General features: G+C 43.4%; 13 protein-coding genes, 8 tRNA genes and 1 rRNA gene. All 22 read right to left on the bottom strand.

Going from position 1 to position 17,105, the window contains the following annotated elements; translation table 11 throughout:
- Nucleotides 1-28: 28 nt before the first annotated feature.
- Nucleotides 29-757, bottom strand: a complete 729-nt coding sequence (locus tag M3234_RS26960; RefSeq protein ID WP_262307623.1) for a CBS domain-containing protein — start codon at nt 755-757, stop codon at nt 29-31.
- An 80-nt stretch (nt 758-837) separates the two neighbouring features.
- Complete coding sequence (locus tag M3234_RS26955; RefSeq protein WP_262307622.1) at nt 838-1,680, bottom strand: deoxyribonuclease IV; 843 nt, start codon at nt 1,678-1,680, stop codon at nt 838-840.
- A gap of 67 nt (nt 1,681-1,747) precedes the next feature.
- The gene (gene dacB, locus M3234_RS26950; protein WP_262307644.1) at nt 1,748-3,172 is read right to left on the bottom strand and encodes a D-alanyl-D-alanine carboxypeptidase/D-alanyl-D-alanine endopeptidase; all 1,425 of its coding nucleotides are present in this window, start codon (nt 3,170-3,172) and stop codon (nt 1,748-1,750) included.
- 121 nt (nt 3,173-3,293) lie between these two features.
- The gene (locus M3234_RS26945) at nt 3,294-4,559 is read right to left on the bottom strand and encodes a glycosyl hydrolase family 18 protein (protein ID WP_262307621.1); all 1,266 of its coding nucleotides are present in this window, start codon (nt 4,557-4,559) and stop codon (nt 3,294-3,296) included.
- A 138-nt stretch (nt 4,560-4,697) separates the two neighbouring features.
- Nucleotides 4,698-6,176: a SulP family inorganic anion transporter gene (locus M3234_RS26940; RefSeq protein WP_262307620.1), complete on the bottom strand. Its 1,479-nt coding sequence runs from the start codon at nt 6,174-6,176 to the stop codon at nt 4,698-4,700.
- Nucleotides 6,177-6,439: 263 nt separating this feature from the next.
- Nucleotides 6,440-9,019: a DEAD/DEAH box helicase gene (locus tag M3234_RS26935; protein WP_262307619.1), complete on the bottom strand. Its 2,580-nt coding sequence runs from the start codon at nt 9,017-9,019 to the stop codon at nt 6,440-6,442.
- A 201-nt stretch (nt 9,020-9,220) separates the two neighbouring features.
- Nucleotides 9,221-9,304, bottom strand: coding sequence for a putative holin-like toxin (locus M3234_RS29790; RefSeq protein ID WP_396953998.1), 84 nt, complete (start codon nt 9,302-9,304; stop codon nt 9,221-9,223).
- Between the two features lie 107 nt (nt 9,305-9,411).
- Nucleotides 9,412-9,603 (bottom strand): YbxH family protein, encoded by a 192-nt coding sequence (locus M3234_RS26930; RefSeq protein WP_066321787.1) that lies wholly within the window; start codon nt 9,601-9,603, stop codon nt 9,412-9,414.
- A 210-nt stretch (nt 9,604-9,813) separates the two neighbouring features.
- Nucleotides 9,814-12,483: a pyruvate, phosphate dikinase gene (ppdK, locus tag M3234_RS26925; RefSeq protein WP_262307618.1), complete on the bottom strand. Its 2,670-nt coding sequence runs from the start codon at nt 12,481-12,483 to the stop codon at nt 9,814-9,816.
- 4 nt (nt 12,484-12,487) lie between these two features.
- Nucleotides 12,488-13,303 carry a pyruvate, water dikinase regulatory protein gene (locus M3234_RS26920; protein WP_262307617.1) on the bottom strand — a complete coding sequence of 272 codons (816 nt, stop codon included), beginning with the start codon at nt 13,301-13,303 and terminating at the stop codon, nt 12,488-12,490.
- A 17-nt stretch (nt 13,304-13,320) separates the two neighbouring features.
- Nucleotides 13,321-13,989: a helix-turn-helix transcriptional regulator gene (locus tag M3234_RS26915; protein ID WP_285858814.1), complete on the bottom strand. Its 669-nt coding sequence runs from the start codon at nt 13,987-13,989 to the stop codon at nt 13,321-13,323.
- 152 nt (nt 13,990-14,141) lie between these two features.
- Complete coding sequence (gene mutM, locus M3234_RS26910) at nt 14,142-14,951, bottom strand: bifunctional DNA-formamidopyrimidine glycosylase/DNA-(apurinic or apyrimidinic site) lyase (protein WP_262307615.1); 810 nt, start codon at nt 14,949-14,951, stop codon at nt 14,142-14,144.
- A gap of 73 nt (nt 14,952-15,024) precedes the next feature.
- Entirely contained in the window at nt 15,025-15,780 is a 756-nt protein-coding gene (locus M3234_RS26905; protein ID WP_262307614.1) for an NUDIX domain-containing protein, read from the bottom strand.
- A gap of 131 nt (nt 15,781-15,911) precedes the next feature.
- Nucleotides 15,912-15,982: transfer RNA gene (locus M3234_RS26900), tRNA-Trp, on the bottom strand.
- 3 nt (nt 15,983-15,985) lie between these two features.
- Nucleotides 15,986-16,070 (bottom strand) — tRNA-Tyr (locus M3234_RS26895).
- 17 nt (nt 16,071-16,087) lie between these two features.
- Nucleotides 16,088-16,180 (bottom strand) — tRNA-Ser (locus M3234_RS26890).
- An 18-nt stretch (nt 16,181-16,198) separates the two neighbouring features.
- Nucleotides 16,199-16,275: transfer RNA gene (locus M3234_RS26885), tRNA-Met, on the bottom strand.
- Between the two features lie 90 nt (nt 16,276-16,365).
- A tRNA-Pro gene (locus M3234_RS26880) sits at nt 16,366-16,439 on the bottom strand.
- A 9-nt stretch (nt 16,440-16,448) separates the two neighbouring features.
- Nucleotides 16,449-16,537: transfer RNA gene (locus M3234_RS26875), tRNA-Leu, on the bottom strand.
- Nucleotides 16,538-16,544: 7 nt separating this feature from the next.
- Nucleotides 16,545-16,616: transfer RNA gene (locus M3234_RS26870), tRNA-Gly, on the bottom strand.
- A gap of 10 nt (nt 16,617-16,626) precedes the next feature.
- A tRNA-Leu gene (locus tag M3234_RS26865) sits at nt 16,627-16,713 on the bottom strand.
- A 265-nt stretch (nt 16,714-16,978) separates the two neighbouring features.
- A 23S ribosomal RNA gene (locus tag M3234_RS26860) occupies nt 16,979-17,105 on the bottom strand; the annotation flags it as partial.

Raw genomic sequence — 17,105 nt, 5'->3', positions numbered from 1 at the left:
TACCCCATTTGGTATGCTCCACCCCTGCTTAATCCACAGTATAGTCAATCTCGATGAGGTCCCATGGAGTGATGATGCCAAGCGGCCTTTCATCTGCACGGCCATTTTCGGTGATGATGACCGCCTCTAGCTTGGTTTTCTTTTTATGGGCTTTTTCAAAAATATCTTCAACCTCAAAAATATTAATCTCCTTCGAAATAAAGTCGATTGTGTACTGTTTTTCCATGGCCATAATATCTGAAACTTTCACATCGGAAAGATTCACCACATTGTTCTTCATATTTTTTGCCATCCATTTCATGATGGAACTGGCGGTCAGAAGACCTTGACATGTCTTATTCTTGTAAACCGGAAACTTTGAATAACCATAGTCCCTGATAGCTGCCGTGACCTTTAAAATGCTGTCGTTGTAATCGAAGTTGATGACGTTTTTTGAAGCAATCGAAAGTGCATAGTTTGGCTTGCTTAAAATATTGGCAATTTTTTCAATGTGATTAACGACTTTGGCATTGGGCTCGGCAATATAAAAGCCAACCTCCATCTTCTCGTGAACAATCGCATTCCGAAGCCTGGCATATTGCTCCAAGTCCTTCTTGAATGTTTCAATAACCTGGTACTTTTTCGCGCCGACCTTTACAAGCACGACAAATCTCTCATCATTAATTTGAACTATATCCTTCAGGGCATCATGGACCTGGTTATAGGCCACTTCAAACCGCTCCGAAAGTTGTTGCGAATTTTTATTTACCGCTTTCATTTCTATTCTCCCATTTATTTGCTAGTTTCTATATCTATTATATATTGTTTTAATTGGGAAAAAGCAATATTTAATGCCTGTCATCCTTTCTCCCACTTCTTCTTGATCATCTCAATTTCTTCTTGATGGCTAATTCCTTCGTCGTCAGGAGTTTCAAGTATTAGGGGAATTCCTTTTAATATAGGCGATGTCACGAGACCTTTTAAATCCATTTCACTGATTAGTCCATTTTGCCCAAAAATATTAGCATGACGGTCCTTTCTAGACCCCGCCGGATATTTGGAGTTATTTAAATGAATCACCTTTAGATGATTAAAGTAGTCCAATTCCTTCCCTTTTTCAAAAAATAACTCGGTTGTATCGCCAGTCCACAACCCACTTGCAAACGCGTGACAGGTATCTAGGCAGAACCCGATTTTCTCAGGGTACTCGCATAAATTACGAATTTGCACCAGTTCCTCTAACGTGGTTCCAAGGGCCCCCTTTATCCCCGCATTATTCTCAATAAGTAATAAACAGCCGCCCTCCCATTGACTCAGGACACTGTTTAGGATTTGCAGCATTAAGTTGTAGCTGGCTAGAGGGTCGGTTTTGCTGATTTGGCTGCCGAAATGAACGACAACTCCAATCGATCCACAGGCGTCGGCGATTTCCAAATCATTTAGCAGGGAGGCAATCGTCAATTCTTCTTTTTCCTTGGCCGGGGTAATGCTTGTCGAATATGGCGTATGGGCGACGGACTGAAGCCCATGCTCCAGACAAAATTCTTTGCAACTTTCTGCATCGCCCCGGTCAAATTCCTTTACGGAAAGGCTTCGCGGGTTTTTCGGAAAATATTGAAATGCGGATGCACTGTTTGCAACCGCCCGTTTTGCTGCGCCCAAATAACCGTTCCTGATGCTAACATGACTTCCAATAATCATTGTATTCCACCGCCCTGTTGAATTATCTTTAGATTTTGCGGCAGCGGAAAAACTATTCAATAATTACCTATTGATTGGCGATAATCGACACAATTTGGTCTTCCATCTTTTTGCCTTTATCCTCATCAAGCAGATTATTTAAAACAATCGAGAAGATTAATGGCTCCCCGCTTTTTGTTGTGATATATCCCGATAACGAGCTGACAGTTGTGAGGGTCCCAGTTTTTGCTTTGACCTTGCCTTTTACATCCGCCGTTTTCATCCGATATCTTAATGAGCCTCCTGTCATTTTTTCAGGTGCCCCGCTGACCGGAAGGGAATTTAAATAGGCATGAAACCACTTTTCTTTCTGCACAGCAGATAATAGCTGAGAAATCTCGTTAGCTGGAATCGCGGTTACATGGGAAATGCCGGAACCATCACGCAGGACCAAGGTTTTTGTATTAATGCCGAACCTGGCCATTTCCCCTTGAAGCACTTCCAATCCCTTTTCCCAACTACCTTCCCCTTTCATCACCTTGCCCATTTCCTTCACCAGCACCTCGCCATGGACATTGTTGCTTAGCTTCATAAACGGCACGACCAATTTGGCCAATGGCATGGAATGGTGCACGTTTAAGACAGTCGTATTTTCAGGCACCATTCCGCGTTTCATTTTTCCTGATACTTTGATTCCATGCTCTTCCAGTGACTGTTTAAAAAGTGCCAAGGCATACATCGTCGGCTCCCAGACGCCGACCCATTCTTTCCTCACCTTTGAATTCACTGGAAAATTTCCCTCAATCACGATTGTGTTCTTTGCGTGCATCCGATCAATGGTAAGGTCTTTTTTCGTTTTTTCCCCGCCTGTAACGCCGCGATTAATGATTTTTATGTAGCCTGTTTTCGGTGTAATTTCCACCTGAACTTTATCGCCCTCTTTTTCCCCGGGCTTGACTGCAACCTCGACTGCCCCGGCATCGTAGTCAGGAGTTGGGGCGGCAGTTAAAGCGGATATTTGCGCACCATAATAGGTCATTTCATCGCTCCACGGCAAGTCAAGGGAATAGCGAACATCGTCATACCAAGTGTCATCGCCAATTAAGTTTCCCTTTACTTTCTTGATACCAAGCATCTCAAGTTCAGCCGCCATTTTTTCATAATCCGATTTTAATAAGGTAGGATCGCCTTTTCCTTTCAAATAGAGATTTCCTTGCAATGTTTTCTTTTTTACGGGACCGTCAGCGTGAACTTCCGTTGTAAAGGTATAATTCTCTCCTAAAACATTTAGGGCCGCGGCAGCCGTCAATAATTTCATATTGGAGGCTGGCCGCAGCCGAATATCACCATTATGCTGATAAATGATCTGGCCATCTGCTGCAGAGCGGACGCTGATGCCGGCAATGGATCCTTGCAAATCGGGAGAATGTTGCAAAAAGTGATTAAGTTGATTGGCCATGACCGATCGATCTGCCGCCATGACTCCGCTTGGCTTTATGTAAGTAATCGCCATAAATATGGCTAAAACAGAAATGAAAACTCTTAAAATCAAACCATTATCCCTACCTTTCTTTGTTAGAGAGTTTGTCCAAAACCAAAGTTTAGAAAATGTACAGTAAAAAACGGGACATGCTTTATCTTTTCAACACTAAAATATTGTCCCTTAAATAGAGCCAGTTTTGCGGTGCTGGGAGGATAATTTGCCAGAAGGTTATCCCCGATAAACCATATATGTCAATCAAATGATATTTTTCAAGATAGCTCCTAATATCCTCAAACCAGACAACATGCTGGGCCACTCCCTCCAAGTAACTATACCAAGGTGATTGGGAGGTCATATCAAATTGAATCGGGGTACCTGTGCTTATTGCATGATTTTGTGCAGCAAGTACGGACATTGCTTGGCTGGCATTGGTCCCAACAACCTTATCATAACCATATAATGCCATGGCAATTTGCAGTTTTTGGGCCGGAATTTGCGTAACAGCGTATTGAATCACCTTTTCCATCCATGTTATCGGAGCCACCGGATCCGGAGGTCCTCCCGGATAGCCGTAATCAATGGTCATGACTGCGACTATATCGGCCGCTCTCCCGATTGCCGCATAATCATAAGCACCAACGATTCGATTGGTGGGCATATCCTCTGATTTTGCATGGACATTTACATGTAAAATAAGGTTCCCCAATTCCCTTTTTAAATCAGTCAAAAATACATTAAAATCAGTCCGATTTGGTGTCGGGACAAACTCAAAATCAATGCTTACACCGGCAAAGCCTCTTTGTCGTGTCAGGTTGGCAATGCTTGCAATCAAGTTTTGCCGGTATACGCGATTTCCCAGCACACTCCCGGCAAGCTCCGGGCTAAAGCCTTCCTTCGTAAAATTACGAATCATCAATAATGGGGCGATATTTAATTGCTTACTGCGGGCAACCAGCGCTGTGTCGTCTATTTGGTTGTAGGCATAGCCTTCATCGGTGAACGAGTAAGCCACAATCGCCAAAAAAGTCAGTTGGCCGGCAATAGATTCTAATATCGCGGGAAGTGCGCCACCCGGCGAAGGAACAATAAATCCAAGAGTGTTTATTTGTAATTTAAGCGATGTCGGAATGTGTATGATTTGTCCTACGTTGAGGCGTTCTGGGTCAATGCCGGGGTTTGCTGTGAGAAGGTTTGAGGTTGTGGTTTGGAACTGCTGGGCAATTCGCCTTAGTTGATCCCCTGCTTTAACCCGATATAGCCGGATTTGTTGCGTGGTATCAGGTAGATAAAGCGCAAGACCTGGCACAAGGGTGTTGGAAGCCAGCCCATTATTATTGATAATCGTTCCAATGGGAACTCCGGTTTGATTCGAAATTTCCCACAAACTTTCCCCGGCAATCACCACATGAATAGCCATAAAAACCCCCCCTTTTTACCATCATATGGGGTTCTTCTTTTAATATACTTGAGCCGAAAAAATCATTTTCTAATTACTTCAAATAAAAAAAGCACACGCGTTTCTAAGAAATCGCATGTGCTGCTGTATGAGAGTTTATTAATGGCCTGCGGCTTTATCTAGACCGCCTTGTGCTTTGTGTACTGCCAACTTTTCAAGCAGTTTATTGCTTTCCGTATTTAAGCCTATCAGATTCACTGTTACGCCGTTTTGATCATATTTAAAGACCACTTTATCAATTGCCCCTACAGCGGAATCGTCCCAAAGGTGGGCATTGGACAGATCCAAATCAATTTCTTTTACATCTTCTTTATAATCAAAGCTATTGACGAAATCTGTGACAGAAGCAAAGAAAAGCTGACCTGTTACATGGTAAATCTTCTTATGGGATCCTTTTGAAGGAAGACTGGTAACTTTTACTTTAGATATCTTTGATGCAAAAAATAGCGCACTCAAGATGATTCCAACTAAAACCCCTTTAGATAGGTCATGCGTTTGTAAAACTGTTAGTACAGTCGCAATCATAACGATGGTGTCTGCAACTGGAACCTTGTTCAAGGTTTTTAGAGAGTTCCAATCAAATGTACCAATCGAAACCATGACCATGACACCGACGAGGGCAGCCATTGGGATCTGAACAAGCAATCCTTTTAAAGATACAATGAGCGTTAATAAGAACACACCAGCTACAAGAGTAGATAAACGGCCTCTTCCGCCAGATTTGACATTAATGACCGATTGTCCAATCATCGCACACCCAGCCATGCCGCCAAAGAAACCAGAAACAATATTGGCCATCCCTTGACCGCGTGCTTCTTTATTTTTATCACTTTCCGTATCTGTCATATCATCAACGATCTGGGCCGTTAACAAGGATTCAACTAATCCGACGATTGCAATGGATAATGAATAAGGGAAAATAATTTGCAGCGTTTCAAGGTTTACTGGAATATCAGGGATTAAAAATATCGGCAATTTCGATGTCAATTCACCCATATCACCTACAGTGCGGACATCGCTACCCGTCATGACTGCAATGATCGTCATCACAATAATTGCCACCAGTGGCGAAGGCAGTACCTTAGTAAAGCGAGGCATCACATATATAATCGCCAGTGCCCCCGCAACCATGGCAAACATTGGCCAGGATTCCCCGGCAAAATGAGGCAGCTGCGCCGCAAAAATCAGGATAGCCAACGAGTTAACAAAACCAGTCATCACGGAACGCGGAACAAATTTCATTAAGCTACCAAGCTTTAAAGCTCCCATAATAATTTGAAGTATTCCTGTTAAAATCGTGGCAGCTAATAAATACTGCAAACCATGGTCTCTTACCAATGTCGTCATTAACAGGGCCGTGGCACCGGTTGCTGCGGAGATCATCCCTGGTCTGCCGCCAACAAACGCAATCGTAACAGCAATACAAAATGACGCGTACAAGCCAACCATCGGGTCAACACCAGCAATGATTGAAAAAGCAATCGCTTCAGGAATTAACGCTAAGGCAACTACGATGCCCGCTAAAATATCTCCACGAATATTGCCAAACCATTCATCTTTTATTTTCGATAAGTTCAAATGAACATCTCTCCTTTTTATCTCTATTTATTGACTTTCAACTCTTATGAAAGTCGGGTCCGATGACAACAAGACCAAATTATACAGGAATGTGACAAATTTGTGAAATGGCATGAAAGCGGACACAATCAGTCCTTTCTCCGTTTCACTCCATTTTTCTTCGCCAATCATCCTTAACCAAAAAGTTCTTTTCATAAAAAAAACAGAATGATATTCGAATCATTCTGTTCTACCTCAAGAATAAAGGCCCTAACCCATGACCTTTAAAAATGATATTCCTCTTCCCAATATTTCTTGAACCGGGTGCGGTAGCAGGCATCGCAAGTTGGAAACGAGTGGTCCCATGGCAGCTTCTTACCGCAGTTCTTGCATTTTTTCACAAATTTCTTAATATCGGTTTTCAGCCGTTCCTGGACCTTATCACTGATCTCCTCGCGCAGACGCTCCCAATACATGGCCTCCGTCCGCTGCCCTAGCCGGTATAAAAACAACAGATGAAGGCCAATTGCTTTATAGGTTAATTCCAGTTCCTCCAGGCTTCGTTCCTTGATTAAAGGTTCCGGAAGTTCCTGTCCCTGAATAATCGCATACATCGTTTCCTCCCATTGCTGGGTCAACGCCTGTTCATTTTTAGAAAATGGCAGGTGCAGAAACCCGTATAAATCCATCAATGAAAGCCGAGCTTCGATTTCGGTGCCGGCAATTTTTTTATAAAGCGACCGTTCCTCGAATAGAGATGCCTTCTTCGTGCCTTTCGGGCTTTCAAATTTCTCCCACAGTTCGAAGAAAGTTCCCAAGTCACGGTAATAACGCTGAAACCGTTCAAAAACCGAATTGGTCGGGGCAATCGCAAACGTCTGAACAGGCCGATCTTCCTGCTCAAGCAAGTTCTTCATCTTCTTAATATCATTCGTAAACGCTACCTTGCCGACATCATAAATTCCCTTCCGTCCAGCACGGCCGGCGATTTGCTTGACCTCCTGGGAGGTAAGCAGCCTCCTTCTCGTCCCATCAAATTTTTCATTTTCCAAAAAAACAATACGGCGAATTGGCAGATTTAAGCCCATGCCGATTGCGTCGGTTGCGACGATGACCTTTGTTTTGCCTTCGTTAAACTGCTGGATTTGTTTCTTTCTTGTTTCCGGCGGCATGCTTCCATATATCATGCTGGCGGAATGGCTGTCATTTTGCAGCCGTGAGGCCATCTCCAGCACGCGCCTTCGGGAAAAACAAATCAGAGCATCTCCCTTTTTTACATTTTTGATATCAAATTTCTTCGATTCCACCTCAAGCGGGGTATCACGGCTATACTCGTTGATCTCTATATCGGCATTGCCCAACAGCTCAAGCAGCATCTCTTTCGAATTCCGGCTCCCTATAATATGGACCTCTGCGGCATTGGCTTTGGTAATCGCCTTATACCAGGAAAAGCCTCGGTCCTTGTCGGTGATCATTTGCGCCTCATCAATGACAACCACTTGGTAATACTCTTTTTCATGAAACAACTCGACGGTACAGGAAATATGATTGGCGCCAACAACCAACTTTTCCTCTTCCCCCGTCTTTAATGAACATGGCGTGCCCTCGGCATTCAATTTATCGTATACCTCAAGAGCAAGCAGCCTTAACGGCGCCAAATAAAGACCACTGTCAGCCTGCTTCATTTTTTCCAGCGCATGATGGGTTTTTCCCGTATTGGTTTCACCAATATGAAGCACATACGAAATCTGGCGTTTAAAAGATGGATCATATTCCTGACCAAAAATATCCTGCATAATCCTTTCTTCTTCAGCCTTTTTCCGTTCTAGCTCAGCCAGTTCCTCGGCCCTTTTTCTTTCCCTTTCCTGCAAATCACGTTCAAAAATGTCACGATGAACAGTCTCATCGAATGGAATATCGACCAAATTCAGAAGATCCGAAACGTATTCCTCCTGAATATCTTCAATAAAATAACCTACAGCATCATACAAAAGTTCACTGATACAACCCTTTACAAAGGACGAAGACAGTTTTTCATCGAAGGTTTCTATAAATTCAGTATGCAAGTCTTCCGGCAGTTGGCTTACTATTCTTTCTGGAATGAACTCCGATATATAATCAAAAATCAGGCTTTCATAGACATAATAATAGGTTTCATATTCGTATAAATGCCGTCCCAAATTAGGGATTTGATGAATGTCCCCTGTCAGTTCCTCCAAAAAATCCACCAACGTCACATATGAGGAAGGATTAAACATACCTTCTTCAATCAGCTTTTCCTCCAATGCCGCTGGATCCTGTGCTTGATATTTAACTTGGTTCTCCAAGTCTCCCGCTAATTGCTTGGCGACGAATTGACGTACATATAAATAAAAAAGCTCATATTGATCTTCTATAATGCCTGCTGCCGCCTCCTCAATTTCAGTACTAATCGCAGCACGCTGTTTTTCTATTTGCTTTTGCTGCTCCCTTAAAACAAAATTCTCCTTCGCCTGCCGAAACCGTTCTGCCCATTTTTCACCCTGTCCTTCAAAGGACTCCTGTATCCAAGCCATCACATCAAATGGCTGATACAGTCTCATTTCATCACGAAATAGCTTGTTGATCAACTTCCGGTCGACACCGTGAACCTCGTAGTCCCGCTCACTCAAAAATTGCTTTTTTTCATTCCGTGGAACATCGTTGGTGGATTTATTCAGCCACACATTGATCCATATCTGCTCAATATAATGGCTGCGGTCGTTTATGTATTGTTCAAATGTCGGCAAGGTTTCTTTATATTCAAAATACCGATCTATATCCTCGTAGATTTTCATTTTGGTTTGTTCGATGGCCTGAGGGTAGATGGCAGTCAGCTTACTCATTTTTTTCCCTCCAATACAATGACATTTTCATTTCTTTTTAACGAAATCTTATGTATAATGATTTTAGAAATTCGCATATAGTAAAAAAGACCGAGCATGACGACGTAATCCCGCTCGGCCATGCAATAGCTGGTTCCCTGTCAGGAGATCGGCAATAGAGGGCAGTAATCCACCACTTATGCTTGCCGGCTCAAGGGTGGATTATTTTTTTTGGTGAAACGACAGTACGGTGATAATCAGACTGGCAAACGACAGTGCGAACATCAATGCTTGAAATACTGTCAAACAGCATCACCCCCTTTCCTTGAAGAGGTGTTGCCGCCACCCTTGAGAAGTCCTATTCTATTGCAATGTAAATTATACCATTGATTCCATAATCGAACAAGTGTTCCTTAAATATTATGCAATTCACAATACTTATCGACCAAATCCTCGATTTGGTCCATTTCTGGAAACTTCCCGGCAAACTGAAACTTGATTTCTTCAATAAATTCATCCCGATTGTAAACATGAATGGCTCCGTTTTGCCCGATCACACTAAATTCCGGTACAAATCGGAATCCACTTCGTTCAATTGCTCCCATTATTTACAGCCCCTTTTTTGGCTAATAGGAAAGTATAAAATTTTCTCCAAATTTTACACTTTCCTATGTCGCATAAATTCAACTACGCCTCTGTCATCGTCCTAACGGACTCGCCAATCGGCGAGTTTTCATTTATTTTTAGTATTTGCAAAAACATTCACACAATACAAAAAAGAACGGCACCATAGTGGTACCGCTCCTATCTCCAACCTACGCAGTAGTATAAACCTCTTCCTTATTCCATTCATGGCGGATTGTAGCCTGGGCTGCAGCCAAACGGGCTAGCGGCACACGGTATGGCGAGCAGCTGACATAATCCAGACCGGTACGGTAACAGAAATCAATCGAGCTCTTTTCACCGCCATGTTCACCGCAAATTCCTGTCTTTAATGCAGGCTTTGCCGATCGTCCAAGCTTGACACCTGTTTCCACCAATTTGCCGACACCTTCCTGATCAAGCACGGCAAATGGGTTTTCCGGCAACACTTTGTTTTCAATGTAGGCTTGCAGGAATTTTCCTTCGGCATCGTCGCGGCTGTAGCCGAATGTTGTTTGGGTCAGGTCATTCGTTCCAAATGAGAAGAAATCGGCCTCCTCGGCAATTTGGTCGGCAGTCAAAGCAGCACGCGGGATTTCAATCATCGTTCCAATTGTGCAATCGAATTTTCTGCCTGTTTCTTCCTGTACGAGTACGGCCGCTTCCATTACCAACTGGCGCATTTGCTTCAACTCGTTGACGTGGCCGACAAGTGGAATCATGATTTCAGGCTGCACTTCTACACCTTTCTCGGCAAGCTTTGCGGCCGCATAGAAAATAGCTTTTGCCTGCATTTCATAAATCTCCGGATAAATCATCCCTAAACGGCAGCCGCGGTGGCCAAGCATCGGGTTGAACTCATCCAATTGACGAACCTTCTTCAGCAATAACTCCTTTTGCTTTAAATCTTCCGATCCAGGATTCAAGATTTGAAGCTTAGTTACTTCAACTAAAAGCTCTTCCTTATTCGGCAAGAACTCGTGAAGCGGTGGATCGAGCAAGCGAATCGTTACCGGCAGCCCTTGCATTGCCTCAAAGATTCCTTCAAAATCGCCTTGTTGCATTGGCAGAAGCTGTTCGAGCGCTTCCATTCTCTCACTATAGCTTTCTGCTAGTATCATTTTTTGCACAATTGGAATTCGCTTCAAGTCCATGAACATGTGCTCGGTACGGCACAAGCCGATGCCTCCTGCACCGAATTCAAATGATTTCTTCGCGTCCTCCGGATTATCGGCATTAGCACGAACGCCAATTTTCCGCTCTTGGTCTGCCCAAACCAAAAGCTGCTGGAATTCATCAGATAGCTCTGGATCAATCATCGGGATTTCACCAATCATGATTTCGCCTGTGGAACCATCAATGGTAATAATATCACCATATTTAACGACAATATCGCCAACCATAAATTGTTTTGCCTTCATATCGATTTTCATCGCTTCACATCCGCAAATGCAAGCTTTTCCCATACCGCGTGCAACAACCGCAGCATGGCTGGTCATGCCGCCACGACTAGTTAAAATCGCTTGGGCTGCCACCATTCCGTGAATATCATCCGGAGTCGTTTCAGGAGAGACAAGGATGACTTTTTTGCCTTCATTGCCTAACTGCTCGGCCTCGTCAGCTTCAAATACAACTTGACCGGTAGCTGCACCTGGTGATGCCGGAAGACCTTTGGCAATCACTCTTTTTTCGGCTTTTTCATCAATCCGGCGATGAAGCAGCTGATTTAATTGGTCTGGGTCAACCCGCATCAGTGCGGTCTTTTTATCAATAATTCCTTCCTTTACCATCTCAACAGCGATCCGAATTGCAGCTTGCGCGGTGCGTTTGCCGTTACGGGTTTGCAGGATAAACAGCTTGCCGCGCTCGACTGTAAACTCGATATCTTGCATTTCCTTGTAGTGCTGTTCAAGACGCTTGCAGGTTTCGGAAAATTGCTGGAATACTCCGGGCATTTCTTCCTTAAGAGTAGCGATTGGCTGCGGTGTACGAATTCCTGCCACCACGTCTTCCCCTTGAGCATTGATTAAATATTCACCATAAAGGATATGTTCGCCCGTTGACGGATTTCTTGTGAATGCCACACCAGTACCGGAATCATCGCCCATATTGCCAAATACCATGCTTTGTACGTTAACCGCCGTTCCCAAATGGTCAGGAATTTTGTTCAAGCGGCGGTAGACAATGGCACGCTGGTTATTCCATGAATTGAATACGGCATTGATTGCCAAAAATAGCTGCTCTATCGGATCCTGCGGGAAGTCCTTTCTGGTATGCTTTTTCACGATTTCCTTGTAACCGGCAATAACCTCTTGCCAGTCTTCAGCCGTCATTTCCGGGTCGGAGGAATAGCCCTTATGCTCGCGGGTTTCTTCCAAAAATTGCTCGAAATAAAAAGTGTCGATTTCCAAAACCACATTGCTGAACATTTGAATGAACCTGCGGTAGGAGTCGTAGGCAAATCGGGCGTTATTTGTTAATTTTGCCAAACCGACTACCGTTTCATCATTCATGCCAAGGTTTAGGATTGTATCCATCATGCCGGGCATCGAAAAAACGGAACCGGAACGGACTGATACTAGTAATGGATTTGCTGGGTCCCCAAGTTTCTTGCCCATTTTTTCTTCTAACCGGCCAAGTGCTTCTAAAGTCTGCTTTTCTACTAAAGTTGGAATTGTTTTATCAGATTCATAGTAAGCATTACAAGCCTGTGTGGTAATGGTAAATCCATAAGGAACCGGCAGCCCGATTCTCGTCATTTCAGCAAGATTTGCCCCCTTGCCGCCAAGCAGGTCTTTCATGTTGCCATTACCTTCATGAAATAAATAAACAAACTTATCCATATTATTAAAAGCTCCTCTCTTTTTTAAGCACATCAAGAATTAAGCCCGCTGTTTCTTCGACAGCCTTATTGGATACATCTATAACCGGGCAGCCAACCCGCTTCATAATTTTTTCAGCATGGTCGAGTTCATCCAATATTCTTTGGAAGCTGGCATAATTAGCTTGCGAAGCCAATCCCAAAGCCTTTAAACGTTCTTTGCGAATTTCATTTAATTTATCCGGAGAAATGATTAGGCCGATACAATTTTTCCTCGGTATTTTAAACAGTTCATCCGGAGGCGGGACTTCCGGAACCAATGGAACGTTGGCTACTTTAAAACGCTTATGTGCCAAATACATCGAAAGCGGTGTCTTCGAAGTCCGGGATACCCCGATAAGGACAATATCTGCCTTTGTAATTCCGCGTGGATCGCGTCCGTCATCGTATTTAACGGCAAATTCAATCGCTTCAATTTTCCGGAAATACTCTTCATCCAACTTTCTCATCAATCCCGGACGACGATGGGGCTCTTTGTTAAACCTCGTAGTGAAAGCATTCATCAATGGACTGAGTAAATCGACTGCAAGTATATCTTCTTCCCCCGCGCGTCGATCAAGATACTCTTTTAATGTAGGGATGACAATTGTATAAGCTATAATTGATTTTTCCCGTTTGGCTAAAATGATGACGTCCTCAATATCCTCAATATCATCCACATAGGAATTTCGACGAATATCCACTTGCCCGCCATTAAATTGTGTGGCTACTGCTTTTACAACAAACTCGGCAGTCTCGCCGACCGAGTCAGAAACCACATAGACAACTTCTTTCTGTACCAAAATCGCAGCAACTCCCCTTAGTTTGAATTTTCATCCATAAATTCTACATATGCCCTTGTTATCGTTGTTTTTGTGATTCGCCCCAACAACAAATATGTACTGCCTCGGTCTCCTGCTTCTGTGACTACAGGTAAGGAATCAACATGATAATTAATCATTTTTTTGGCTGCTTCAAGTAACGTTTCATCCGGATGAATCGTGATAATATTCGGCATGCGTGTCATAATCACACTTACCGGCAGTTCTTGGAGATTTTTGTTTCCAAGGGCGGCCCTCAGCAAATCCTTTCGGGAAATCACCCCAGCCAAACACCCTTCAGAATCGACCGCATACAGTGTCCCTACATCCTCAAGGAATAATTGGACAATGGCATTATACACAGATGTTGACTTTTCTACGACAATGGGGTGTGCCTTAAAATCGGACACTTTTTGCTGAATAAACTTTTTAGCCTTCTGTTTGACTGCCAATTTATCATTAAAAAAATAACCAACTCGCGGCCTGGCATCTAGATTGCCTGACATCGTCAAAATGGCAAGATCCGGCCTTAATGCTGCCCGCGTTACCGAAAGCTTTTCAGCAATTTCTTTCCCTGTAATAGGGCCATTTTGTTTCACAATCTGGAGGATTTCATCCTGACGCTTGCTAAGTTTAATTAGTGACACCCCCTTAAAAACAATAAACATGTTACATATAGTTAAATGTGTTATACTTATTTGTATATAGTATATTACATATATCCAAAAACGGAAACATAAATTTTGACAAAATAGTAAACTATTAATTCTGAAAATTCTTTCTGCAAAAAAATCCCGCCTTATAGACGAGATCATCTTTATTACTTCTGGCAATTGGGACAATAATAGGTTTTCCTTGAGGAAATGGTCTCCATTACAATCGCTGACCCGCAGCGCTGACAGCTTTCCCCCTGACGATCGTAAACCTTGCGCACTCCGTAAAAGCCCCCGGTTTTGATATCTCCTTCAAAAATGGGGTTTTCTATATACCCTCCGTTCTTAATGGCTTCTGTAAGGACCTGCTTCATTGCTTGAAACAATTGGACCCGTCCGGATTCACTTATGTCATCAATCTCTTTGGCTGGCAGGATTCCGGCATGAAAACATATTTCCGCTGAGTAACAGTTACCGATTCCGGCAATAAACTCTTGATCAATCAGAGTTGTTTTAAACCTGCCGTGCTTTGTAGCGATTCTTTTTAAAAATTCTTCTGCGGAAAATGTGGCGTTTAGCGGCTCCGGCCCTAAATGGGCAAGTTTTTCTTCAGCCTCCACCTCCCTATAGAGATGGAGATAGCCGAGCCGCAATCCGATAAAATACAAATGCTCCTTGCCAAAGGATAGCCGGACTTGAATGGTTCGCTTCGGTTTATCAGCCTCCGTACCATAAAACATCCAGCCGCCCAACATTAAATGCAATAGCAATACTTGACCGTTTTGAAGCTGGAACAATAAATGCTTGCCTCGTCTGTTGATGTTCCTTACAGTTTGATGCAGGACAGTTTTTCGAAAAAGTTCGGGATTTACATTTACCGACTTTTCCCTGTTAATTTGGATAGCAGTAATCGGACGGCCAGCAATCTTTTGATTCAACAGCAATTTATAATTTTCCATTTCCGGAAGCTCTGGCATGGTAACTCCCCCCAAAAACATTTTTGTTAGTTTTACCTAGTCGGGAGTTTTAATTAAATTTTGTGGGTTTACTTTAATTTCCTTCCAATCTTTCGATCAGTTCATAGGGACGGATTTTAAATGCTTCATATGGTGCAAATTTTCCGTTCATTGCATCCAATACTCTTGGAATAAACTTCCCCCTTTTGATATAGTGTGACACATTTGCGTGATTAAGGTTAACAAATTGAACCTCTTTCGTTTCGTTGGATGTGGTTAGTTTTCCGCCTCTTGCTTCTCCCAGAAAAACAATAGAAATGGTGTTTCCATTTGAATAAATACCGGTTATACCAAATAACTTCACCTCAATGCCTGTCTCTTCCAATATCTCCCTGCACAATGCCCTGTCCAATGTTTCGCCGTCATCTACACCCCCGCCAGGAAGTTCCCATGTATCTGCCCTCCAATAAGTTTTTACCAATAATGTTTCACCATTTTCATTTGTTATATAGCCGCTGACCGATACGTTATGTTTGGCAGGCATAAATGCTCCTAACGAATTCAATGTATCGGTTCTTTTAACTAAAAAATCTTTAGCTGCTTTTTGAAACTGTTTTTTCATTTGTGCATACATTTTGTCCCGTGTAAGACGTTGTTCTATTTTTTCATATTCTTCATAGCTGGAATACTCCCAAATAATCATGAATTCATCCCCTTGTTCGGTTACCCAGCTTCCTATCAGTCTTGCTCCGCTTTTTATATGCACGGGAAAATAATATTCTTTAAAAAGCTCACTATATTTGCTTTCGTTGTCAGGATGGAGTCGATATGTCTCTCTTAAATAAAACATGGTCATCCTCATTTCATTTGACAAATTACAAGCACACTTACTCCATTTTACGAAGGCTAATGCGATTAGTTCCTTAAAAAACAAAATAAAAACACCTTCCTCATGAAAGAGAAAGGCGTTTTCGAATACGACAGGGGCAGTAGGAATCGAACCCACACTGAAGGTTTTGGAGACCTTAGTTCTACCTTTAAACTATGCCCCTAAATGGTGGAGGGGGACGGATTCGAACCGCCGAACCCTGAGGGAGCGGATTTACAGTCCGCCGCGTTTAGCCACTTCGCTACCCCTCCAAATTTAGGCAAAAAACTGGCGGAGGAAGAGGGATTCGAACCCCCGCGCGGTTTAACCCGCCTGTCGGTTTTCAAGACCGATCCCTTCAGCCAGACTTGGGTATTCCTCCAAAAGATTGATATAAGTATGGTAGCGGCGGAGGGGATCGAACCCCCGACCTTACGGGTATGAACCGTACGCTCTAGCCAGCTGAGCTACACCGCCAAATAAAAAACTTCAGTACTGGTGGATTGAACCGCTGACCTCTTGCATGCGAAGCAAGCGCTCTCCCAGTTGGGCTAGGACCCCGAATTATCGGGAAAACAGGATTTGAACCTGCGACCCCTACGTCCCGAACGTAGTGCTCTATCAAGCTGAGCTATTTCCCGTTTGAGAAATGGTGCCGAGGACCGGAATCGAACCGGTACGGTAGTCACCTACCGCAGGATTTTAAGTCCTGTGCGTCTGCCAGTTCCGCCACCCCGGCAAATGAAAGCGGAAGACGGGATTCGAACCCGCGACCCCCACCTTGGCAAGGTGGTGTTCTACCACTGAACTACTTCCGCATTATAAAATTGGTGCGGGTGAAGGGACTTGAACCCATACGGTATTGCTACCACTAGAACCTGAATCTAGCGCGTCTGCCGATTCCGCCACACCCGCATTTAGAGTCAAATAAAAAGCTTAACCCATCTCATATTTGAGAATCTAAGCTTTCAATTTGTCATTTATTGAGGTTTCATTCCCTCAAAACTAGATAATGCAGAAGAAGTATTGTAAAAACGAGTTCACCAGTAAATGACTTGTCTAGCTTCGGCTCCTAACTTCTCGGCCGTTTCGGTCCGTCCCTACAAATCCAAAACCGGGATTTGCAGTGCCGGCCCTCCAACGTCTCTCGAAGTTTGGACAGTCGCCTCCGCTTTTCTAATTGGTTAAGTCCTCGATCGATTAGTATCAGTCAGCTCCACATGTCGCCACGCTTCCACCTCTGACCTATCAACCTGATCATCTTTCAGGGATCTTACTAGCTTGACGCTATGGGAAATCTCATCTTG

This window comes from Neobacillus niacini (assembly GCF_023715785.1).
In the GTDB taxonomy this organism is placed as follows: Bacteria; Bacillota; Bacilli; order Bacillales; family Cytobacillaceae; genus Neobacillus; species Neobacillus niacini_E.
Note: the sequence above shows the minus strand (reverse complement) of the source record. Positions and strands in the feature narration are given on the sequence as shown.